Genomic DNA, 19962 nt, shown 5'->3' with positions numbered 1-19962 from the left:
CGTTCGTGTTCTGTTTCCCGGTTATCGGTGATCCGGCAGGGAAGGGCAATTGGAGTTTGGGGCGGGGGCGGTTAGCGGCCATTGTTGGCACGAGCTGCAAGCCCGGGCCGCGCCCGACCCTCCCGCCGGGAGGGCGCATTGCACCGTTTCAGCACACGCAACGCGGTCTTTCTGGGAAAGGCATCAGCAGCCAGATTTCTTGCGAACGCCCTCCCAGGCTCGGGCGCGGCCCTCCGCAACATCAAACCCCTCAAAACACCCCCATCGCCAGCCCCGCGCCCAGGGCTTGCCCCAGCTCGCGGCAGGCCTCCAGCTCCTCCTCCGGGATCACCTTCTCCGCCAGAATGGCCTCCGGCGTCTGCGCATGGGTGCAGAGGATCAGCGGCGGCTGCACCTCTTTCAGCCGCCAGCCGGTGGCAATCCGGGCGCACTGCCGCGCCGCGTTTTCGCCGTCCGACCCGGCGCAGACCATCTGCGCATAAGGCCGCCCGTTGAGGCGCCCCAGAACCGGGTAATAGCAGCGGTCGAAGAATTCCTTCATCTGGCCGGACAGCGCCGCCAGGTTTTCCGGCGCGCAGAAGACATAGCCGTCCGCCGCCAGCAGATCCTCCGGCCCGGTGTCCTCGGCGCGTTTCAGAATGGTTTCCGTCTCAGCCCGCGCGGCGTCAAACGCGGCCTCCGCCATCCGGCGGCTGCCGCCGGTGCGTGAGTGATAGACGATCAGAAGCTGTGCCATCAGCCGCAGCCTATGCCGCCGGCACAGAGGCCAAAAGCCCGGATCACTCCGCCGCCTTGGCCGCGTCCTCGTAGATGAACTTGCAGTCGCAATATGGGCATTCGACCCAATCCTGCCCTTCCGGGATCTGCAGATAGACCCGCGGATGCCCCAGCGCGCCTTCGCTGCCGTCGCAGGCCACCTTGCGGCTGTTCACGGTCCTGGTTTCCGGCGCTTCGATGGTCATGGCTGGCAGTCCTTTCACTTTTCGGCTAGGCGCTTTTATGAGCCAAGGAAAAACCGGGGGCAAGAGCGGCGATGACAGGCGATGCAATCCGTATCGAGGCTTTGCGGAAAATCTATGGCGGCCACAGGGGCCAGCCGGAGAAACACGCGCTGAAGGGTGTCGACCTGACGGTGCCGCGCGGCTCCGTCTTCGGCCTCTTGGGGCCGAACGGCGCGGGCAAGTCGACGATGATCAACATCCTGGCAGGGCTGGTGCGCAAGACCTCCGGCAAGGTGTCGATCTGGGGCTTTGACCAGGACGAAAACCCGCGCCAGAGCCGCGCCGCCATCGGGGTGATGCCGCAGGAGCTGAACCTGGATCCCTTCTTCACCCCGCGCGGCGCGCTGGAGGTGCAGGCGGGCCTCTACGGCGTGCCCAAGCACGAACGCCACAGCCACGAGATCCTGCGGATGATCGGGCTCACGGACAAGGCGGAGGCCTATGCGCGGACGCTGAGCGGCGGCATGCGGCGGCGGCTGCTGCTGGGCAAGGCGCTGGTCCACCGCCCAAGCGTCCTGGTGCTGGACGAACCCACCGCGGGCGTCGACATCGAACTGCGCCAGATGCTGTGGGAGAACATCCGCAAACTGAATGCCCAGGGCATGACCATCATCCTCACCACCCATTACCTGGAGGAGGCCGAGGAGATGTGCGACGAGATCGCCATCATCAACCAGGGCGAGGTAGTGGCGCGGGACAGCAAGGCCAGCCTGCTGGGCCGGCTCGATGCCAAGACCATGGTGGTGCATCCCGCGGTGCCGGTGACGGCGCTGCCGCAGGGCGCGGGCATCGAGGCCGACCTGCGCGAAGACGGCGCCGTCGCCCTGCGCTACCGCAGCCAGGCCACCAGCGCCGAGGAGGTGCTGGCCGCGGTGCATGCGGCGGGGATCTCGATCCGCGACGTGAAGACCGAAGAGGCGGATCTGGAGGATGTCTTCCTGTCGCTGACCAAGGCGGGGTGAGGGGCCGGCCTCAGCCTGGTGACCAAGTTGCGGACTTTGCCGCCGTTCGCTGCAAGTGCTCGATCTGCGCTGCATCAGCGAAGGCGACCTGAAGAATGGGCGGGAAACGGACGTCCGCCACGGTTGTGGGAAATGCCCTTGGCTGCCCGCAGAAGCGGACAGACAACCGATCGTCCAGTCCGAGTGTAAGGGATCCCGAGTTCAGTCAGAGCTTCAGGCAATCCGGCAACACGATAGGCATCTGAACCCATCCGGCAGCCCTGGCGCCGTTTCCCGCCATCCATCGGTGCGCCATAGGGTAAATTGTCTTATCCGTCATGGCAGGTACTCATTTCAGTTGCAGGTCAGTTGCAGGATTTTTTCGGGGAGGCCAGTTATTCCGCCTTAAGCCGACCTAGAACGGCCTTGGCGATTGCAATATCCTGAACCGCGACGCCTGTGAGATCTGCAAGCGTGATCTGTTGACTAGTCTCGCGCCCCTTAACCTCACCGGAAATGATCTTTCCAAGCTCGACCGCCTTGCCATCTGGCAGTGCCCCGACGCGGCGCGCCTGATAAATTTCCCCGCGCAACTCACTTTGCGCGAGACTGTCGGCGACAACCACGTCGGCAAGAGAGAGAATCTCAGGGGCGACTTCGTTCTTTTCTGGGGTGTCAGATCCCATGGCAGTGATGTGGCTGCCGGGCCGGATCATATCAGCGGTCAACAGCGGCTGTTCTGCGGGTGTAGTGGTGACAATCAGGCGGGATTGGTCACACAAATCCGCAAGAGATTGCGACACGGTTGCCTGGTATCCCATGGCAGCAATATCGGCAGCCGCCTGTTCTGCCTGTGCTGGATTGCGGCCCCAGACCGTGAGATCACGACACTTCGTAATCCGCCGCAGGTAGTCCGCCTGCAGCCGGGCTTGAGCGCCTGTTCCAACAATTCCGATCATCTTCAGATCTGCAGGGGCCAGCGCCCTGGCAGCGACCGCGCCGGCTGCTGCTGTGCGATGATTGGTCAGTTCGCCTTCTTCCAGAAGAATGGCGTCAATCATACCGGTCTCCTGGCTGACAACGATCATGCAGCCGCCGAAGGGGGGCAGGCCGACTTTTGGGTTGTTGAAGAACCCGGTCGCAACCTTGATGACACAGACCTCATCGCCACGAATGGCGCCGTATTTGATGTGCAGTTCGCCTTTGTTTTCCGGAAACAAAAGCTCCCCAACCGGCGGGACTTCGACTTCTCCGCGAGAGAAGGCAACGAAGCCTTGTGCAACTTCGCCGACGACATCCACCCTGGGCAGAACCGAGTCGATCTGGCTTCGTGTGTAAATGCCCGTCATTTTCAAATGCCTCCAAAGTGCCGGTTTCTGAAGGCATGATTAGTGAGTTGGCGGGGCTTGTTCGTGCTCGACCTTGGAAAGCTGACTTGACGGTTTGGAAACCCTGGTTTGATTGTTTTCGGTTTCCAATAACGATAAGTTAGTGCTGGTTTGTTTCCGCACTGTGGGGGTTAAAATGTCTCTCGCGACACGTCTGTTTTCCGGCCAGATCTCTGACTTTGATCTTAAGCTTATCCGTACCTTCCGGGCCGTCGCTGACTGCAGCGGATTTGCCCTAGCTGAAGTTGAGCTCAACATGACGAAGTCGGCGATCAGCAAACAGATCGCTGATCTTGAGACCCGGCTGAGTGTTCAGCTGTGTCACAGGGGGCGATCGGGCTTTGCCCTGACAACCGAGGGGCAGCTGGTTTACGAGGCCAGCACCAGGATGCTCAGCGCGTTGGAAGGGTTCCGGGCAGAGTTGAACAGCCTACAGAAAAAACCATCGGGCACGTTGTTCATTGGCAGCATCGACACGCTGATCACAAGCCGCAGATCACCAATTCTGGAGATCCTGACCCAGTTCTCCTCGGAGTACCCCGAAGTGGAGCTGAAAATGATGACGGCATCGGCTGCCGAGATTGATCAGTCCATAGCAGACCGCCGTATCCAGATCGGGTTTTCGACCGACCGCGGAAAGATAAGGGGAGCCAGTGCCCTGCCGCTGTTTTCTGAACTGGGCTATCTTTTCTGCAGCAACCGGCATCCGCTATTTGATGTCGACGAAGCCGACCTGACACTGGAAATGTTGAATAAACAGCGGTTTGCTCAGCACGCGTATTCCGAAATGGAACTGCGGGACGAACACAAAGCAAGCTTGAGTCCCAGCGCCAGTGGGCAATTCACCGAAGAGATCGCCATGCTGATCCTGACCGGAAATTTCATAGGTTTCCTTCCGCGCCATTACGCAAGATCCTGGATGGAAGCGGGGCAGATGCGTGCTCTAATGCCAGCCAACATTCGCAAGGTAACAAATATCCGGCTGCTCTATTTCGCCGAATCTCCAGTATCGCCGCTGGTTTCGGCATTCGTAAAAACTGCACGATCCGTCAGCGAAAGCCGTGCTTGACGAGCTTTCGCTGACTCGAAACTGCCCTATGCCCGCACCAGGTGCCGTAGCATCCGACGTTCCATCAGATTGAACACCCGGGTAATGACGAACACGATAGCGATGAAAATCAGCGCTGCGGTGATAAAGCCCTCATAGGCTAGGTAGTACTTATTGTTGAAGGTCCGGGCGGCGCCCAGCACGTCTATCACTGTCACAGTGCTGGCAATGACCGTGGTGTGCAGGTTGAAGATCACCTCGTTGCCATAGGCGGGCAAGGCCCGGCGAAAGGCGCTGGGTAGAATGATCCGGCGAAAGGCCAGCACGCGGGACATGCCTGCAGCGATGGTGGCCTCGACTTCGCCCCGTGGGGTGTCCTCGATGGCGCCGCGAAAAATCTCGGCCGTGTAGGCGGCAGTCCCGATGGAAAAGGAAATCAGCGCACACCACCAAGGTTCCCGCAGGATAACCCAAGCAGCCGAGTCGCGGATCGCCTCGAACTGGGACAGGCCGTAGTAAATCACATAAAGCTGCACCAGCAGGGGCGTGCCCCTGACAAAGTAGATAAATCCATAGGCGATGGGATTCAGGAACGGCACACGGGTAGCCCGGATGATAGCCATCGGAATGGCCATCAGGCTGCCGACTATCAGCGACAGGACCAGCAGCAGCAGGGTGTTCAGCAATCCCTTCCAAAACAGCGACCAGTTCTGCAGAACGAGATAGAAATCCAGCGGTGATGTTTCGGATGAAAAAACGCGAATTGAATCGAGCAGGTTTTCCATAAGGTTACACTCCGCGAACAACGCCACGGGTATAGCGGCGCTCCAGCGCGCGCAGGCCCGTGTCGGATAGGATAGTGAGGACGAGATAGACCAGAAGGGCGATCAGCATGAAGGTAAAGGGTTCCCGCGTCGCCCGGCCGGCGGCAAATCCGTTATAGACGATATCCTCCAGTCCGATCACCGACACCAGCGCCGTGGTTTTCATCAGAGTTAGCCAGTTGTTGGTGAACCCAGGCAGCGCATAACGCACCAGCTGCGGCCAGATCACCCGCCGGAACAGTGTGGGCCGCGTCATTCCGACGGAAATGCCCGCCTCGATCATCCCGTTCGGAATGGACATGTACGCGCCTCGAAACGTTTCGCTCATGTACGCGCCAAAGATAAACCCGATGGCGATCACACCAGCGAGGAATTGATTGAGTTCGACATAGTTCCAAAGGCCAGTTAACGCGCCGATCTGGTTCAGGAAAACCTGTCCGCCAAAATACAGAAGCAGCATGACAACCAGGTCAGGGATGCCCCTAACAACGGTCGTATAGATGCCCGCAGCCCTCCGCGCCCATGCTGCTTCGGACAGTTTCGCCGCTGCCCCAAGCAACCCTAGGGCGACGGCGATCAGGATCGAGCAGACGCTGAGCGCGATTGTAACGCTGATGCCCTTAATCAGGAACGGGCTGTAAGCGATCACGTTTTCCATTGGCGCAAACCCTTATGGACAGAAAAAGAGGAGAGCATGCAACGATGCTCTCCCAAGGTTCAGGGGAGTGTTATTCGCCGTAGATGTCGTAGCCGAAATACTGTTTGACCAGACGATCATAGGTGCCGTCTGCGCGCACGGCAGCAATGGCATTATTCAGTGCGGCGCGCAGTTCGCCGTCCTCTTTCCGCACCCCGATTCCGATGCCGGCGCCAAAGCAACCGGCATCCAGCGCTGGTTCACCGCGGAATGCAAACCCCGCATCGGTATCTTCACGGATCAGGCCAAAGTCGGCTTGCACGGATTCGCTGAGGATGGCGTCAAGGCGCCCGGACTGCAGATCCAGGAACATATCCTCGGAAGACCGGTAGATGGCGATATCGGCGTCGGGGTGGAATTTGTTCAGGTAGCACTCCGTCACCCCTGCGATGGCCCCGACTTTGAGCCCGCCTAGATCGGCCGCCGACCGGTCGATTCCGACGCCGTCTTTGGACACGAAGCGCGCGGGGGACTGGTAGTATTTGTCGGTGAAATCGATCCGCTGTTTGCGCTCTTCAGTGATAGTCATCGACGCAAAAATCCCGTCGAACCGGTTGCTCAGGAGACCGGGGATCATGCCGTCCCAATCCTGCGCTACGAATTCGCATTTGCGCTCCATTTTGGCGCACATCGCTTGACCGAGGTCGATTTCCCAACCGACAATCGATCCGTCTGCCGCCCGTTCATTGAACGGCGGGTAGGCGGCTTCGGTGGCGAAACGGATGACGCCCTGGGCATTGGCCGCTCCGGCCGAAACTGCCGCCATCAGGCTGATGGCTGTCATTTTCCTGAGTGTATTGAACATGGTTTCCTCCCTGGTGTGTTCAAAATTGGTTGAAGGCCGCTCAGTCACGCGAACGGGCGAGAAACTGGCGAAAACGGTCTGATTGCGGGTTGATCATCACGTCGCCCGGCGCACCGTCTTCTTCGATCTTTCCCTGCTCAAGGAAGATCACCCGGTTCGACACATCGCGTGCAAAGCCCATTTCGTGGGTGACGACGATCATGGTCCGGCCCTCTTCGGCGAGTCCCTTCATGACGTTCAGGACCTCACCGACCAGTTCTGGGTCGAGCGCGGAAGTAGGTTCGTCAAAAAGGATGACTTCGGGATCAACGGCCAGTGCGCGGGCAATGGCGGCGCGCTGCTGCTGGCCGCCAGACAGATGCGAGGGATAGTATTGCATCCGCTCTTCCAGCCCGACCCTTTCCAGCAGAGCCTCGGCAGTGTCCCGCGCTTCCTGTTTGGGAACGCCCAAAACATGCACCGAGGCTTCCATGACATTCTCAAGGACTGTGAGGTGCGACCAGAGATTGAAGCCTTGGAAGACCATGGATACCCGTGTGCGGAACCGTTCGATCTGCCGCCTGTCCGCCGGTTCGAGTTGATGCGCCCGGTTGCGGCGCGTGCGCACGGCCTCTCCGTCAAGGGCCACCTCGCCTTCGGTTGGACTTTCCAGGAAGTTCAGGCAGCGCAAAAATGTGCTTTTGCCGGACCCGCTGGCGCCAAGGATGGAAATGACGTCGTGGTTATAGGCATCCACGGAAATGCCCTTCAGAACTTCAATGTTCCCAAAAGACTTGTGAATGTTCCGGGCGGACAGTTGAGGGGCGCCCGTGTCTTTTACCTGTGTCTGCGCCATTGGCAGGATCTCCCGAAAAGCGTTCGCCGATCAGGATAGGGATTTGCTTGCGCCATACGTTGCCGAAGGTCTGAAGTTGGATTTCCGAATTGGAAACTGGTGCGAAGCTCCACCCAGTTTCCCGTTCGTCATGTTTGCTTTCTCAGCCGGGTAACGATCGAGGCGCTGATATTGACGAGAGTCGGGCCAAACTCTGTTTTGCAATGCAAAGGATTGGCCAATGTCTATCAGCAACTCCTTCCGTCTCGGCAGCCCCGATGTCTTTCCGCCGGCGGAACGCCATGTCTATCTCGACGCCGCATCCGTAGGGCTGAGCCACAAAGGCGGGGCCGCGGCGATTTCGAAATGGCAGAATGCCCTGGCCGAAGAAGGAACTATCGCCTTTGACGAACAGGCTGAGGTCGAATGCCTGGACAATCTGAATGACGCCACAGCACGGCTGTTCAACGCAACCACAGATGATATCGCAATAGCGTCGAGTGAAACCACGCTGATGCAATCCCTGGCCTGGGCCGTGATGCCCGAAAAGGGGACGAAGATTGTCACCACGGACACGACGCACCCCTCCAGTATCTACCCCTGGAAACGCATCTGCGACCACACCGGTGCAGAGATCAGCTGGGTCCGTTCTGACGCGACCATGTCCATCGACACCGACGCCCTGGAAGCCGCGATTGACGATCAGACGTCGGTCGTGGTGCTAAGTCAGGTGGAATGGGGCAGCGGGCAATTGTTCGACATGAAGCGCTTTGCCGACAAGGCCCATAAACATGGCGCGATCCTTGTGGTGGACGCGACCCAGTCAGCAGGTCAGGTTCCGATTGATGTGGCGGCAACCGGCATCGACGCGGTTGCAACCTCGACTTACAAATGGCTCTGCGGCCCTTTTGGGACAGGCATGATGTACATCTCGCCCGAGCTGCAAAAACTGAACCCAGGCATCCTGGGCTGGCGCAGCCACAAGGACATGTGGGACTTTCAGGCCAACCGACTGGAGCTGGCCGATAACGCCAAACGGTATGAGTTCGGGACCATGGCCTATGGCACGGCCTATGGCGCAACCGAATCCGTTCGCCACATCCTGGAGACAGGCTTGGACAAAATCGTGGAACACAACCGCAAAGTCTCCAATCACCTGATCGCGGGCTTGAAGGAACTGCGGGCAGATGTACTGGGCCCGGTGAATGAGGGTGACCGCTCCGCGACAGTGGCCGCCCGCTTCCCGGGCAAGAATAGCCGTGACTTCGCCAAGACATTGAAGGAGGCGAATGTGATCGCCTCGCTGCGGCGCGATTTCATCCGCTTCTCTCCTCACTACTACAACAATATCGACGATATCGATCAGGGGCTCGAAGCGATTAAAGCGGCCCTGTAACCACCCGTAACTGAACTCTGAAGGGACGGCCGAAATGCTGTCCCTTTTTCATTTTTCGGCAAGGAGAAACACATGTCGGCCCTGGTTGGAATTGACCTTGATCTGGATGGGAAACAGCACGGTTATCTTGCGATTCCTCATTCCACGCACCGTTCGGCCTATGGGCAGATTTTGGTCCCGGTGACGTACCTTCAGAATGGCCAGGGTCCCAGGGCCTTGCTCAGTGCCGGCGTACATGGGGATGAGTTTGAAGGCCAGATAGCGCTGCGCAAGCTGGCGCTGGAGCTTTCCGCAGAGGATATCCGGGGCAGCCTGCTGATCCTGCCCATGGCTAATGCCCCCGCGGTTTCGGTCTCTTCACGTGTCTCTCCGCTGGACCAGCTGAACCTGAACAGGGTGTTTCCGGGCAATGCTCTGGGTCGCCCCACCGAGGCGATTGCACATGCGATAGAAACCTTGCTGCTGGCCGATTGCGACTACGCATATGATATTCACAGTGGTGGAACGTCGCTGTTCTATGAGGCCGTGGCCATCACCACCGCTACTGGTTGCGAAGCCGATGATGAGGCGCGCCTCAGCTTGCTGAATGCGCTTGGTCTCGACAAAGGTCTATTGTTGTCAGCCAATGGCAGTATGGGCCTAGATCGCTCACTAGACGGCGCCATGTTGCGCCAAGGTGTCATTGGCGTAAGCGTCGAGTTCGGCGGCGGTGGAAGCCTTTCACCAGCTTGGAAGTTGTTTTGCGAACAAAGCCTTCAGAAATTTCTCGCCCACACCGGGCTGATATTGGGCTCTCGAGGAGTTTCGAACGAACATCAAACGCAGTTTTATAGCGAGGACTGTCCAGAAGCTTACGTTTTCTCCGAGTGTTCGGGAATCTTTGTTGCAGAAGCAAAGATCGGGCAGACAATTGAGGAGAATGGCGTTCTAGGACAAATCTACGATTTGTTGGATTTGTCCCTTCCACCCCTGACCGTCCGCAGCAATGTCTACGGAACCGTTTTGTGCCTGCGCGCCCTGCCACGTGTTGAACCCGGGGATTGCCTGGTTCAAATCGGCCAGCCAGTGGCAAAATCCGCTGCGTCAGCACCGGTTGGTGAGCGATACTCCGGCTATCACCAGGGCGCCGCCTGCCAGCATTGCTACACCAACTGGCTCCTGCAACACGGCCGCGCCAAGTAGAACCCCGAATACGGGCACGAGATTGGTAAACACTGCCGTGCGTTCGGGTCCAAGCGCACGGACGCCTTGATAGTACCAGACAAAGGGAACCACTGTTCCGCCGATGGCCAGATAGACTATTGCGACGATGCTGTATGGTGACGGCACCTGTGGCACCTGCACCGGACCGGCAATCAATAGACAAGTGGTCAGCAACAGAAATCCGATCAGTGCAGCCCAGGTGGTTGCCGCCAGCGGAGAAACCCACCCAAGCGCCCTGCGTCCCAACAGCGTATAGCCCGCCCAGCTGGCCACCGCGGCCAGCATGCAGAGCTCACCGTGCCCAAAGCTTTGTCCGATGTCCTCCACCACGGCAAAAACGTCGCCCCGGGCAATGACAATCAATGCCCCGAGAAGCGCTGCACCTATCCCGAGACACTGGCGAATCGGCAGGAACCGGCGCGCGATCACGCCTCCGGCCAGGGCCACTGCAATTGGATTGAACGCAACAAAAAGCGCTGTTCTTGATGCCGGCATTTCGGCCAGAGCCGCAAAGAAGAACAGGTTGTACAAGCAAACTCCGGACAGTCCGAGCAGCGCCATCAGCACGCCCTGCTGCCAGCCAAGTCTTGGTAAACCGCCCTCGGTTCTGTGCAAAAGATAGAGCAAACCAATTGCAGCCAGGCCAAACCGCATTGTCGCTGCGGCAAGAGGGGAAAATTCGCCGGCGACGACACGCCCAGCGACAAATGTGCCACCCCAAAGCAGGGCTACCAGAGTTAGCCGGACATAGTGCGTTGCGGCCTGCGAAGGGGCGGGATGCGAAAGGCTGTTGGACATGGGGATGCGCCTGCTGAGTTCGATTGCCCACATCTGATTTCAGTTATACAAAGTTATAGTCAAATAAGGATTTGCTTATGACCTTCGGGCAGCTTGAAATATTCGCCGCGCTTGCTGAAACCCGTGGCTTCACCGCCGCGGCCCTACGACTGGGCATCAGCCAGCCTGCCGTGTCCAATGCTCTCAAGGGTCTGGAGGAAGAGATTGGCGTCAAGCTGTTCGATCGCACTGTATCTCCGATTGAACTGACCCCGCTGGGAGAGCGCCTTTTGGCCCGTGCCCGCGAAGTTCTTGGTCTCGCAGATGCGATGCGGCAAGAGGCTTCGCAATACCGCGGCGTTCAAACCGGGAGCCTGCGTATTGGCTCCTTTGGCGCGACTTCCTCGTTGCAGATCCTGCCGCGCCTTCTCGAAAAGTTTCACGAAGCTCACCCCGGCATAGAGGTGCTAATTGAAGAAGCCGCCGACGAAGAGGTCGTGAGATGGATCGAAGACCGTCGGATTGACCTCGGTTTTGTAGTTCTGCCGGATGATCGCTTCCAGACTTGGCCTCTTGCCCAAGATCAGTTTGTGGCCTTGGTTCCTGCTGGCAGCCCCCAGGCCAAACAGTCCGCCGTTAGCTTAGATGAACTGTGTGACGCGCCTTTCATCATGCCGGAATCGGGCTCCGCTGGGATCATCCGCCGACTGTTCACTCAATCCCGACTTAGCCCCCGTGTGCGCTACCGGACTTCACAGGTTCTGAGTACCCTGACTATGGTTGCTCGCAGTCAGGGTGTGTCAGTCGTGGCCGAGATGGCCTTGCCGCCAGAAACCGGCAAGGAAAAATGGGTCAGAAAACCTCTGAAACCGATCAGGACACGCACAATTGGCCTTGCCATGCACCTCCATGCAACACCATCTCCCGCGGCATTGGCATTTGTTGAACTGGCAGAGAAAAGCAAAGAGAATTGCTAACTATGCAAAGCAGACTTCGGAGCGCTAAAAGTCGCTTTTGTCTCCCAAGGTCCTAGTTGCGCACCCTTTATGAGCGGGCTGGTGGCGTCCAGAAAAGCAATTTCTTCCCGAGCTGAGGGTCTCCTTTGACGATTTACACTGCAATCAAAATCAGGGTTGCTAAAGACCTGCTTCGGCTGAAGGTTGCCTTGGTAAGTTTTATGTTCGCCCAATACTGCCAATCGAAGTTATCCCTGCTGGTCTGCAGTTAAAGTCGGTTCCGCCCTGCTCAAACTTTATTTCTTGGCAAACTCTACTATGGCCGCTTAGCGCCGATCTTTCTCGCGCGATTTCGCTACGGCTGCGAAATGCTGCAACTGCTCGCTCGGAGAAAAGGGCTCAAAGCTGTCCTCGACTGCAGTTTTCCCGTTCCCTAACTTCGTGGCTTGTCGCTTGCGTGCCTCATCTTTACCGCCTCCAGGAACTCTTTCAGCGAGGAATAGAACAAGCTCGTGGCAATTCCTTCGAAAACGGCGGGGTGCGGCGATGCCCTCCTCACCGTGCAAACCCTCCAGCAAAATGCGGATCCGGCCGCAGCAGATGCCTCTAGCCGCTTCCAGTCGTTGACACCGCGCGCGAATAGAAGCGCTAAATTTGCTTTCGTACCAGGAGGCGAACGGTATTGTCGACGTGGCTTGTGATCCATTTGGCCGTTACAGATTTGCGATAAAACAGGTGGCGATAGAAAATTGGAGAGGCGAATAGCAATACTGTGTAGGCGGGATCTGCGTTTGCAGGCAGTTCACCTCGCCCAATCGCCCGCTTAATAATCTCGGTCTCAACGGCTTCGTGGTGTTCCGCCGTGGCCTGCTGAATCTCTGCAACATCTTGATCTACTGTGGCAGCCGCCATCAGTTGTGCCACCATAGCACCCCAAGGAGTCTCGCTAAGGGCGCGGCCAAGGTCGAGCATCACAGCCAGCATGTCGTCCCGCAGATTGCCTGTATCGGGTGCAGGCTTTTCCGCGACCTGGCTCCGCAGCGCATCCTTTAGCAGCTGTGTTTTGCCGTCCCAATGCCGATAAAGCGTGCTCCGCGAGATACCTGAACGCTCTGAGACACTTTCGAAACTACAGGACTGAATGCCTCCTTCAGCCAGGATTTCAAGCATGGCATCCATCGCCGCATTCCGTGTCCTCGCAATCCGCGGATCGTTCAGGTTTGGGGTTGATCTAGACTTATCGGACATTTTTGTTGCATTTCCTCATTTGGAGTCCTATATCCAGGCATGTGAAGTAGGACAAAACTGTACTACTTCCTACCACCGCTGTTTCACCGTGGAAAGACAGTAGCCTTGTACGCAACTGGAGGATCCACGATGGCACACAGACCAAGGAAACCGCATGCAAAGAAAAAGCAAACGCGAGAAATGGCTCCTCACTCCCATTGGCCGGAAGGCAGCGAAGGACGGGTGTTTTCAGGCGCTGGCAAAAGCGGCATGACAGGCACGTTCGAAACTGCAGACCACCGTTCGAGGTTCTGGGCTTAGAGCCGTACCATCGTTCGGTTTCCAGATCGACGACACTCAAAAGAAGTGAATGCGCCGCTTCCAGAACGCCAGGCTAACACCGGCGAAACATGGAGGTGCTTGGCGGGCTATTGAGAAACAAAGAAGTCCGTACGACGGAACCTGCCGAAATCCGCGCTCCTGACGCAGCGGTGTGGGGCTCCAAAGTAGCCATTTCTCAAGTGAGGCAGCGCTCGCTGATACCCAAATCACTATAGGAGACTAAGATGTGCGAATTTTGTGAAAGGAAACTACGGACGGTCCGGCGCAAGGCGGATGAAGCAAAAAACGGGCTATCTCGACGTGATGTTTTAGCTGCGTCAGCGCTCGGGGCCACTACTTTGGCCACAGGGTTGTTTTCTGGCAGCCGCACACAAGCACAGCCTATGTCGGAGCCTCCGGTTAGGTCAGGAGAAGCTGGCCGGCAGATCCTTCTAAAGGGGGGGATCATTTTGTCGATTGACGATGAAGTCGGCAACTTTCCCTTGGGGGATGTGCTGATCGAAGGATCGCATATCGTCGAAGTTTCGGCCAACATTGAAGCGCCGGAAGCAGAGATTATCGACGCATCCGGCAAGATCGTGATGCCTGGTTTTGTCGACACCCATCACCATCAATTCGAAACAGCGCTGCGTAGTCAGCTGGCAGACGGAATCCTGTTCAACGATGGTCGGCCCGCCAACGCCAAGGCAAACTACTATGACACAATCCTGCAAAACTTCTCGGCTCACTACCGGCCCGAAGATGTCTATATCAGCGAACTGTACGGAGGGCTTTCACAACTCGATGCCGGCGTAACCACCGTACTTGACATCAGCCAGATCCATCATTCGCCCGAACACACCGATGCGGCGGTTAGTGGCTTGCGCGACGCCGGCCGACGTGGAGTATTGGGGTACTTTGAGGGGTGGGGCGAGAAAGCGCTTTATCCCAGTGACGCCTATCGCGTTCACGAACAGTATTTCAGTTCGGACGACCAGCTTCTCTCGATGATCATGGGCGGCGAGATCGTACTTGACGGCTATGAGGAAGCCTGGCGGATCGGACGAGATCTCGGCATCCCCATCGCCATGCACATTGTCGGCGCGTTTGGCATGCAGCCCTTGTTCGACACGATTGGCGCTTCAGGGCAGTTCGCGGACGACCTGATCTTTATTCACATGACCGGCATGTCCGAACAGGGTTGGAAATATGCCTCCGATGCAGGCGCACACGTGTCACTGTCCGTGCCGATCGAAATGCTCATGCGGCACGGGAACCCGCCCATTCAGGAATGCATCGATCTTGGCATGTCCATGTCTCTGTCGTCCGACGTGGAATGCACGATGACAGCAGACTTCTTTTCACAGATGCGATCTTTGATCACGCTCCAGCGTATGAAGGCAAATGAAAAGGCCTTGGCCGGTCTCGATTACCCGGCTTTGATGACCACTTCTGAGGCCGTCAAGCACGCGACTCTGGGTGGAGCGGAAGGGCTTAAACTTGACCATAAGATCGGCTCTCTCTCGCCCGGGAAGGAAGCGGATATCATCCTGCTGGATGCTGAGGCCGTAAACGTCGCCCCCTTGAACAATGTAACCGGAGCTGTCGTGACGCTCATGGAACGCAGCAATGTGGATACCGTGATCGTTGGCGGCCGCGTTCGAAAATGGAAGGGCGCGCTATTGGGTCACGATCTGCCAAGACTGCAACAGGAAATCACCACAAGCCGTGACTACCTGTTTCAGCAGGCGGGTATCGAAATAGACCTATTTCAGTAAACACCGTCGAGCCGGGTGATCTCCCGGGCATAGGATGCCCGGCCCGGCTCAGCGTTGCACGCTGAGCGAAAGTCCGCTTCAAGCCGCCAGCAATCGACTGCACCTGGGGTATCCTTGCTAAACGGCAGCGGCAGTTATGGGCTCAAACCTGCCGTTCGCGTGACGTGCAGCAACAGTCACTTTGGGCTCAGTCCTGCCATTGGCTGACGGAGTGAGACATCGCAGCCACCGCCCGCCCTCTCATGCCCTCACCCCCGGTCGATCCGCGCCTGGTAGCAGTTGTTGCGCGACGACCGGATGTGGATGTAGCTGACCCGCTCATCGCCGAAAACCGTTTCCGCCTGCCCCATCATCTCCGCCTGCGGGATCACGATGCCGGTGCCGTAAACGATCCGGTGATCGGCGCTGTAGCCCTTGATCAGGTAATCGGGGGAGCCTTCCAGAGCCTCCGGCACCGCCTCGCCGTCATGCCGCGCGCAATGATCGGCGCACAGGAAGATCGGCCCGGTCTCGGCATAGGGCTGCGCCTCGGGGAAGGGGCGGTGGGCCAGGATCAGCATGCCCTTGCCTTCGGGGATGTACTGCAGGCAGTGGCGGCAGGGGTTCTTGCCGCCGTCCGACACCGTGCGCTCCGGCATCTGGCCGTGGGCGTCGGCGCCGCCATCCTGCAGGGCGCGGACAATATCTGTGGGCAGGGCGGTGATCTTGGTCATGGCGTTTCTCCTTTGCTGCCTGCACCCTGCCCGAACCGCGCCGCCGCAATCGACCCGGATCTTGCGCATCCCGCAGCAGGGGCGGGCAAGGCTGGAAGCAAAACCCTCCCGCCCGCCGTGCAGGCATTGGAAATGCCCTGCGGCGGTTGGGCCAAGCGCCGCGCTGGCGCGCGGCGCAGGGGCAGCTCGCGGAAGGCCCGTCCGGTTCGACTCCACATGAGAACAAAACGGGAATATCATGCGACTCATGTTCGCCGAATTCGCCTGCCTCTCGAACTTCACCTTCCTCACCGGGGCCTCTCACCCCGAGGAGTATGCGGCCCGTGCGCTGGAGCTGGGGATCGCGGCGGTCGCCATTGCCGATGAAAACTCGGTGGCGGGCATTGCGCGCGCCCATGCGGAATGCCGCGACATTGCCCGCCGGGTGCGCGAGCGGCTGGCCTGGGACCGCACGCACACGCCGATCGGCCCGCCGCGCCCCGCGGGCATTCCGCAACCCGACTCTTTCCCGGTCTATGACACCGTGCGGCTGATCCCGGCGGCAAAGCTCATATTCACCGACGCGCCGGAGGTGATCGCGCTGCCCGTAAACCGCACCGGCTGGGGCAGCCTGACCCGGCTGCTGTCCACCGGGCGGCTGAGGGCGGAAAAGGGCAGCTGCATTCTGCATCTCGCCGACCTTCTGGAGTTTGCGGACGGCCTCCATCTGCTCTTGCTGCCGCAGGCGGGACAGGACCCGCGCGGCGCGGATGGGTGGGCACCGCATATGGACGCGCTGACGCGCCGCTTTGGCCCCCGCATGCACCTGCTGATGGCGCCGGCCTATGACGGCGGCGACCGGGCGCGCTTTGCGCAGCTGGCGGAGTTGGCAAAACAGCTGAACCTGCCCCCCTTGGCCAGCGCCGCGCCAAGGATGCACCACGGCAGCCGCCGCCGCCTGGGCGATGTGCTGACTGCGATCCGCCTGCGCCGCAAGGTCGAAACCCTGGGCCGCGCCGCCATGGCCAACGGCGAGCAGCGGCTGCGCTCGGAACGCGAAATGCGCCGCCTGTTCCGCGATCATGAACAGGCGGTGGACAATGCTGCCCGGCTGGCGGACCAGCTCAGCTTCTCGCTGGATGAGCTGCGCTATGACTACCCGGACGAGGGCAGCGCGCAGGAAACCCCGCCGCAGCGGCTGCGGCGGCTGGCCGAAGAGGGCCTCAGCTGGCGCTACCCCGGCGGCGCGCCACAGCGGGTGCGGGCGCTCTTGGAACATGAGCTCGCCCTGATCGCCAAGCTGAAATACGACCCCTATTTCCTCACCGTGCGCGACATCGTCGCCTTTGCCCGCTCCCGCGGGATCCTCTGCCAGGGCCGCGGCTCGGCTGCAAACTCGGTGGTCTGCTACTGCCTGGGCGTCACCTCCGTCAGCCCGGAACTGGGCACCATGGTGTTCGAGCGTTTCGTCTCCGAGGCCCGCGACGAGCCGCCCGACATCGACGTCGATTTCGAGCACGAGCGGCGCGAGGAGGTGATCCAGTGGATCTATGAACGCTACGGCCGCCACCGCGCGGGCCTCTGCGCCACGGTGATCCACTACCGCGGCAAGCGCGCCATCCGCGAGGTCGGCCGCGCCATGGGCCTGACCGAGGACACCATCTCGGCCATGTCCTCGCAGCTCTGGGGCTTCTTCAGTGCCAAGGGGGTGGAGGCCGAGCGGATGCGCGAGATCGGGCTGGACCCCGCGAGCCGCCGCCTGCAGCTGACCCTGCAGCTGGTGGAGCAGATCATCGGCTTCCCCCGCCACCTCAGCCAGCATGTGGGCGGCTTCATCATCACTCAAGGGCGGCTCGATGAGCTGGTGCCCATTGAAAATGCCACCATGGAGGGGCGCACGGTCATCTGCTGGGACAAGGACGACATCGACACGCTGGGCATCCTCAAGGTCGATGTGCTGTCCTTGGGCATGCTCACCTGCATCCGCAAGGCGTTTGATCTGATGCAGCAGCACCACCAGCTGGACTACAGCCTTGCGACCCTGCCGCCAGAGGACCCGGCGGTCTACAACATGCTGTGCCGCGCCGACAGCATCGGGGTTTTCCAGGTCGAAAGCCGGGCGCAGATGAACTTCCTGCCCCGGATGCGGCCGCGCAATTTCTATGACCTGGTGATCGAGGTCGCCATCGTCCGCCCCGGTCCGATCCAGGGCGACATGGTGCACCCCTATATCCGCCGCCGCAATGGCGAGGAGCCGGTGCATTTCCCGTCGGATGCGCTGGGCGAGGTGCTGGGCAAGACCCTCGGCGTGCCGCTGTTTCAGGAGCAGGCGATGCAGATCGCCATCGTCGGCGCCGGTTTCACGCCGGAACAGGCCGACCGGCTGCGCCGCTCGCTCGCGACCTTCAAGAAACACGGCAACGTCAGCGAGTTCCGCAGCCTGTTCCTGCGCGGCATGGCGGCAAACGGTTATGATGCGGAGTTCTCCGAACGCTGCTTTTCCCAGATCGAGGGGTTCGGCTCCTACGGCTTCCCGGAAAGCCATGCTGCCAGTTTCGCGCTGCTGGTCTATGCGTCGGCCTGGATCAAGTGCCACCACCCGGGCATCTTCGCCTGCGCGCTGCTGAACTCCCAGCCGATGGGCTTCTACGCCCCCGCCCAGATCGTCCGCGACGCGCGCGAGCATGGCGTGGCGGTGCGCCCGGTCTGCATCAACAACTCCTACTGGGACAACGTGATGGAGCCCGATGGCCACGGCGGCCTGGCGCTGCGGCTGGGGTTCCGGCAGGTGAAAGGCTTGCGCGACGAGGAGGCCGCCTGGCTGACCGCCGCCCGCGGCAACGGCTACCACGAGGTGGAGGACGTCTGGCGCAAGGCCGGCATCTCACCGCCGGTGATCGAGCGGCTGGCCGAAGCCGATGCCTTTGCCGCCCTCGGCCTCAACCGGCGCGAGGCCTTATGGGCCGCCAAGGCGATCACCGCCCGCAAGTCCCTGCCGCTGTTTGCCCGCGAGCTGGAGGGCGAGGGGATTTACGAGCCGGAAGCCGACCTGCCGCAGATGGGCCTGGGCGAGGAGGTGGTGGAGGACTACGTCGCCATGCGGCTGAGCTTGCGCGCCCATCCGGTGGCGCTGATCCGGCATCTGCTGACGCCGCAGAACCCCGGCGGCGGCGCGGCGGGCGGGCCGGGGATTTGAGTATTTGGGCAAAGAAGAAGCGCAGGCCGGTGAATGTTATCTTGGTACCTTGATACCAAAGTTGAATCACTCTATATCACCCTCTGAAAGGAGGGTGCGATGACATCTGTAACCCGTGTTCAAACCGGCCTGCGCCTGGAGGCGCGGCTGCTGAAAACCATGAAGGCGCTGGCGGAATACCTGGATATCTCGGTGGCGGAGCTGGTTGAGGGCATGGCGCTGCACGCCTTTGAGGGCAAAGCGCCGTTCTCTGACGAGACCCTTGGCAAGATCGAGGCGCTGCGGGCCGTCTACGGGCTGGACCTGACTGCCGCCGACAGCCACAGCCTGACGGAGGATCCGCAATGAGCGAACGCACCGATTATGCCGTGATGGCAGCGGAACTGGCCGCGGGCACCCTGCAGCCGCAGGGCTTCAGCCACCGCGCGCATCTGGGGGTGGCCTATGAAATCCTTTCCCGCCACGAAGTGTTCGAGGGCATGGCTATCTATGCCCGCGGCTTGCGCCGGCTGACAGAGGCCGCGGGGGTGCCGGAGAAATTCAACGCCACGGTGACGCTGGCCTTCCTGAGCCTGACGGCGGAGCGGATGGTGCAGGGCGATTACCAGGACACGGATGCCTTTCTGGACGGCAATGCCGACCTGCTGCGGCCCGGAGTCCTGGGCCGCTACTTTCCGGCGGACACGCTGGCCAGCGATCTGGCGCGGCGGGTGCCGGTGCTGGTGCCGCAGAACGCCGGCAGCAAGGATGCCGCGCCGGCCCGGAATTGAGTATTTCGGGAAAGATGAAGCGGCGTTGCCGGGGTGCCGCGCCGTGATAACGCCAACTGTGGCAGGAAAGCCGGTTCACCCCGGCGCGGCAAGGCGTTAGAAGGCTTGCGAAGCTTTCCTTGCCCCGG

General features: G+C 60.0%; 19 protein-coding genes. 9 read left to right on the top strand and 10 right to left on the bottom strand.

The window, feature by feature from the left end:
* Positions 1 to 250: 250 nt before the first annotated feature.
* Entirely contained in the window at positions 251 to 736 is a 486-nt protein-coding gene (locus tag AC58NV_RS19695) for a flavodoxin family protein (RefSeq protein ID WP_497228649.1), read from the bottom strand.
* 43 nt (positions 737 to 779) lie between these two features.
* On the bottom strand, positions 780 to 962 hold the full coding sequence (locus AC58NV_RS19690; RefSeq protein ID WP_174148337.1) for a zinc-finger domain-containing protein: 183 nt from the start codon (positions 960 to 962) through the stop codon (positions 780 to 782).
* A gap of 71 nt (positions 963 to 1033) precedes the next feature.
* On the opposite strand from AC58NV_RS19690, the gene AC58NV_RS19685 reads away from it, so the two are divergent.
* The gene (locus tag AC58NV_RS19685; protein ID WP_497228648.1) at positions 1034 to 1963 is read left to right on the top strand and encodes an ABC transporter ATP-binding protein; all 930 of its coding nucleotides are present in this window, start codon (positions 1034 to 1036) and stop codon (positions 1961 to 1963) included.
* A gap of 374 nt (positions 1964 to 2337) precedes the next feature.
* Here AC58NV_RS19685 and AC58NV_RS19680 read toward each other — a convergent pair whose 3' ends face one another.
* Entirely contained in the window at positions 2338 to 3291 is a 954-nt protein-coding gene (locus tag AC58NV_RS19680) for a Rossmann-fold NAD(P)-binding domain-containing protein (protein WP_497228647.1), read from the bottom strand.
* A gap of 175 nt (positions 3292 to 3466) precedes the next feature.
* Here AC58NV_RS19680 and AC58NV_RS19675 point away from each other — a divergent pair, with 175 nt between their 5' ends.
* Positions 3467 to 4399: a LysR family transcriptional regulator gene (locus AC58NV_RS19675; RefSeq protein WP_497228646.1), complete on the top strand. Its 933-nt coding sequence runs from the start codon at positions 3467 to 3469 to the stop codon at positions 4397 to 4399.
* Between the two features lie 26 nt (positions 4400 to 4425).
* On the opposite strand, the gene AC58NV_RS19670 is transcribed toward AC58NV_RS19675, so the two are convergent.
* The 4 genes from AC58NV_RS19670 to AC58NV_RS19655 all read right to left on the bottom strand — a co-directional run bounded on the left by AC58NV_RS19670 (position 4426) and on the right by AC58NV_RS19655 (position 7539).
* A complete protein-coding gene (locus AC58NV_RS19670) occupies positions 4426 to 5163 on the bottom strand; it encodes an ABC transporter permease (protein WP_497228645.1) in 738 nt (245 codons plus the stop codon).
* Positions 5164 to 5167: 4 nt separating this feature from the next.
* Positions 5168 to 5860 (bottom strand): ABC transporter permease, encoded by a 693-nt coding sequence (locus AC58NV_RS19665; protein ID WP_497228644.1) that lies wholly within the window; start codon positions 5858 to 5860, stop codon positions 5168 to 5170.
* Between the two features lie 70 nt (positions 5861 to 5930).
* A complete protein-coding gene (locus AC58NV_RS19660; protein WP_497228643.1) occupies positions 5931 to 6704 on the bottom strand; it encodes a transporter substrate-binding domain-containing protein in 774 nt (257 codons plus the stop codon).
* Between the two features lie 40 nt (positions 6705 to 6744).
* Positions 6745 to 7539, bottom strand: a complete 795-nt coding sequence (locus AC58NV_RS19655; protein WP_497228642.1) for an ABC transporter ATP-binding protein — start codon at positions 7537 to 7539, stop codon at positions 6745 to 6747.
* A gap of 220 nt (positions 7540 to 7759) precedes the next feature.
* On the opposite strand from AC58NV_RS19655, the gene AC58NV_RS19650 reads away from it, so the two are divergent.
* Both AC58NV_RS19650 and AC58NV_RS19645 read left to right on the top strand, forming a co-directional pair.
* Positions 7760 to 8914: an aminotransferase class V-fold PLP-dependent enzyme gene (locus AC58NV_RS19650; protein ID WP_497228641.1), complete on the top strand. Its 1155-nt coding sequence runs from the start codon at positions 7760 to 7762 to the stop codon at positions 8912 to 8914.
* Between the two features lie 72 nt (positions 8915 to 8986).
* Positions 8987 to 10096, top strand: coding sequence for a succinylglutamate desuccinylase/aspartoacylase family protein (locus tag AC58NV_RS19645; RefSeq protein ID WP_497228640.1), 1110 nt, complete (start codon positions 8987 to 8989; stop codon positions 10094 to 10096).
* Here AC58NV_RS19645 and AC58NV_RS19640 read toward each other — a convergent pair.
* Positions 9998 to 10915: a DMT family transporter gene (locus AC58NV_RS19640; RefSeq protein ID WP_497228639.1), complete on the bottom strand. Its 918-nt coding sequence runs from the start codon at positions 10913 to 10915 to the stop codon at positions 9998 to 10000. The genes AC58NV_RS19645 and AC58NV_RS19640 overlap by 99 nt on opposite strands.
* Before the next feature lie 77 nt (positions 10916 to 10992).
* Between AC58NV_RS19640 and AC58NV_RS19635 the strand changes: the two genes are divergently transcribed.
* The gene (locus tag AC58NV_RS19635) at positions 10993 to 11871 is read left to right on the top strand and encodes a LysR family transcriptional regulator (RefSeq protein ID WP_497228638.1); all 879 of its coding nucleotides are present in this window, start codon (positions 10993 to 10995) and stop codon (positions 11869 to 11871) included.
* A 627-nt stretch (positions 11872 to 12498) separates the two neighbouring features.
* Here AC58NV_RS19635 and AC58NV_RS19630 read toward each other — a convergent pair.
* Positions 12499 to 13029 (bottom strand): TetR/AcrR family transcriptional regulator, encoded by a 531-nt coding sequence (locus AC58NV_RS19630; RefSeq protein WP_497228637.1) that lies wholly within the window; start codon positions 13027 to 13029, stop codon positions 12499 to 12501.
* Between the two features lie 614 nt (positions 13030 to 13643).
* On the opposite strand from AC58NV_RS19630, the gene AC58NV_RS19625 reads away from it, so the two are divergent.
* Positions 13644 to 15176, top strand: a complete 1533-nt coding sequence (locus AC58NV_RS19625; RefSeq protein ID WP_497228636.1) for an amidohydrolase family protein — start codon at positions 13644 to 13646, stop codon at positions 15174 to 15176.
* Positions 15177 to 15424: 248 nt separating this feature from the next.
* Here AC58NV_RS19625 and AC58NV_RS19620 read toward each other — a convergent pair whose 3' ends face one another.
* On the bottom strand, positions 15425 to 15889 hold the full coding sequence (locus AC58NV_RS19620; RefSeq protein ID WP_497228635.1) for a DUF1203 domain-containing protein: 465 nt from the start codon (positions 15887 to 15889) through the stop codon (positions 15425 to 15427).
* A 247-nt stretch (positions 15890 to 16136) separates the two neighbouring features.
* Here AC58NV_RS19620 and AC58NV_RS19615 point away from each other — a divergent pair, with 247 nt between their 5' ends.
* The 3 genes from AC58NV_RS19615 (at position 16137) to AC58NV_RS19605 (ending at position 19834) form a co-directional block, all read left to right on the top strand.
* Positions 16137 to 19064: an error-prone DNA polymerase gene (locus tag AC58NV_RS19615; protein WP_497228723.1), complete on the top strand. Its 2928-nt coding sequence runs from the start codon at positions 16137 to 16139 to the stop codon at positions 19062 to 19064.
* A gap of 99 nt (positions 19065 to 19163) precedes the next feature.
* Positions 19164 to 19412: a hypothetical protein gene (locus tag AC58NV_RS19610; protein WP_222476426.1), complete on the top strand. Its 249-nt coding sequence runs from the start codon at positions 19164 to 19166 to the stop codon at positions 19410 to 19412.
* On the top strand, positions 19409 to 19834 hold the full coding sequence (locus tag AC58NV_RS19605) for a hypothetical protein (RefSeq protein ID WP_497228634.1): 426 nt from the start codon (positions 19409 to 19411) through the stop codon (positions 19832 to 19834). The genes AC58NV_RS19610 and AC58NV_RS19605 overlap by 4 nt, the downstream gene beginning before the upstream one ends.
* Positions 19835 to 19962 lie beyond the last annotated feature (128 nt).

The sequence above is a fragment of the Leisingera sp. ANG49 genome (assembly GCF_059694505.1).
This window is presented reverse-complemented; position numbering and strand designations above follow the sequence as displayed.

Excerpts from the sequence above, each read along its gene's own strand:
- AC58NV_RS19655 (WP_497228642.1), bottom strand. The coding sequence starts at position 7,539 with ATGGCGCAGACACAGGTAAAAGACACGGGCGCCCCTCAACTGTCCGCC.
- AC58NV_RS19635 (WP_497228638.1), top strand. The coding sequence starts at position 10,993 with ATGACCTTCGGGCAGCTTGAAATATTCGCCGCGCTTGCTGAAACCCGT.
- AC58NV_RS19620 (WP_497228635.1), bottom strand. The coding sequence starts at position 15,889 with ATGACCAAGATCACCGCCCTGCCCACAGATATTGTCCGCGCCCTGCAG.
- AC58NV_RS19665 (WP_497228644.1), bottom strand. The coding sequence starts at position 5,860 with ATGGAAAACGTGATCGCTTACAGCCCGTTCCTGATTAAGGGCATCAGC.
- AC58NV_RS19640 (WP_497228639.1), bottom strand. The coding sequence starts at position 10,915 with ATGTCCAACAGCCTTTCGCATCCCGCCCCTTCGCAGGCCGCAACGCAC.
- AC58NV_RS19680 (WP_497228647.1), bottom strand. The coding sequence starts at position 3,291 with ATGACGGGCATTTACACACGAAGCCAGATCGACTCGGTTCTGCCCAGG.
- AC58NV_RS19670 (WP_497228645.1), bottom strand. The coding sequence starts at position 5,163 with ATGGAAAACCTGCTCGATTCAATTCGCGTTTTTTCATCCGAAACATCA.
- AC58NV_RS19685 (WP_497228648.1), top strand. The coding sequence starts at position 1,034 with ATGACAGGCGATGCAATCCGTATCGAGGCTTTGCGGAAAATCTATGGC.
- AC58NV_RS19645 (WP_497228640.1), top strand. The coding sequence starts at position 8,987 with ATGTCGGCCCTGGTTGGAATTGACCTTGATCTGGATGGGAAACAGCAC.
- AC58NV_RS19650 (WP_497228641.1), top strand. The coding sequence starts at position 7,760 with ATGTCTATCAGCAACTCCTTCCGTCTCGGCAGCCCCGATGTCTTTCCG.
- AC58NV_RS19630 (WP_497228637.1), bottom strand. The coding sequence starts at position 13,029 with ATGGATGCCATGCTTGAAATCCTGGCTGAAGGAGGCATTCAGTCCTGT.
- AC58NV_RS19690 (WP_174148337.1), bottom strand. The coding sequence starts at position 962 with ATGACCATCGAAGCGCCGGAAACCAGGACCGTGAACAGCCGCAAGGTG.
- AC58NV_RS19605 (WP_497228634.1), top strand. The coding sequence starts at position 19,409 with ATGAGCGAACGCACCGATTATGCCGTGATGGCAGCGGAACTGGCCGCG.
- AC58NV_RS19675 (WP_497228646.1), top strand. The coding sequence starts at position 3,467 with ATGTCTCTCGCGACACGTCTGTTTTCCGGCCAGATCTCTGACTTTGAT.
- AC58NV_RS19615 (WP_497228723.1), top strand. The coding sequence starts at position 16,137 with ATGTTCGCCGAATTCGCCTGCCTCTCGAACTTCACCTTCCTCACCGGG.
- AC58NV_RS19610 (WP_222476426.1), top strand. The coding sequence starts at position 19,164 with ATGACATCTGTAACCCGTGTTCAAACCGGCCTGCGCCTGGAGGCGCGG.
- AC58NV_RS19660 (WP_497228643.1), bottom strand. The coding sequence starts at position 6,704 with ATGTTCAATACACTCAGGAAAATGACAGCCATCAGCCTGATGGCGGCA.
- AC58NV_RS19625 (WP_497228636.1), top strand. The coding sequence starts at position 13,644 with ATGTGCGAATTTTGTGAAAGGAAACTACGGACGGTCCGGCGCAAGGCG.
- AC58NV_RS19695 (WP_497228649.1), bottom strand. The coding sequence starts at position 736 with ATGGCACAGCTTCTGATCGTCTATCACTCACGCACCGGCGGCAGCCGC.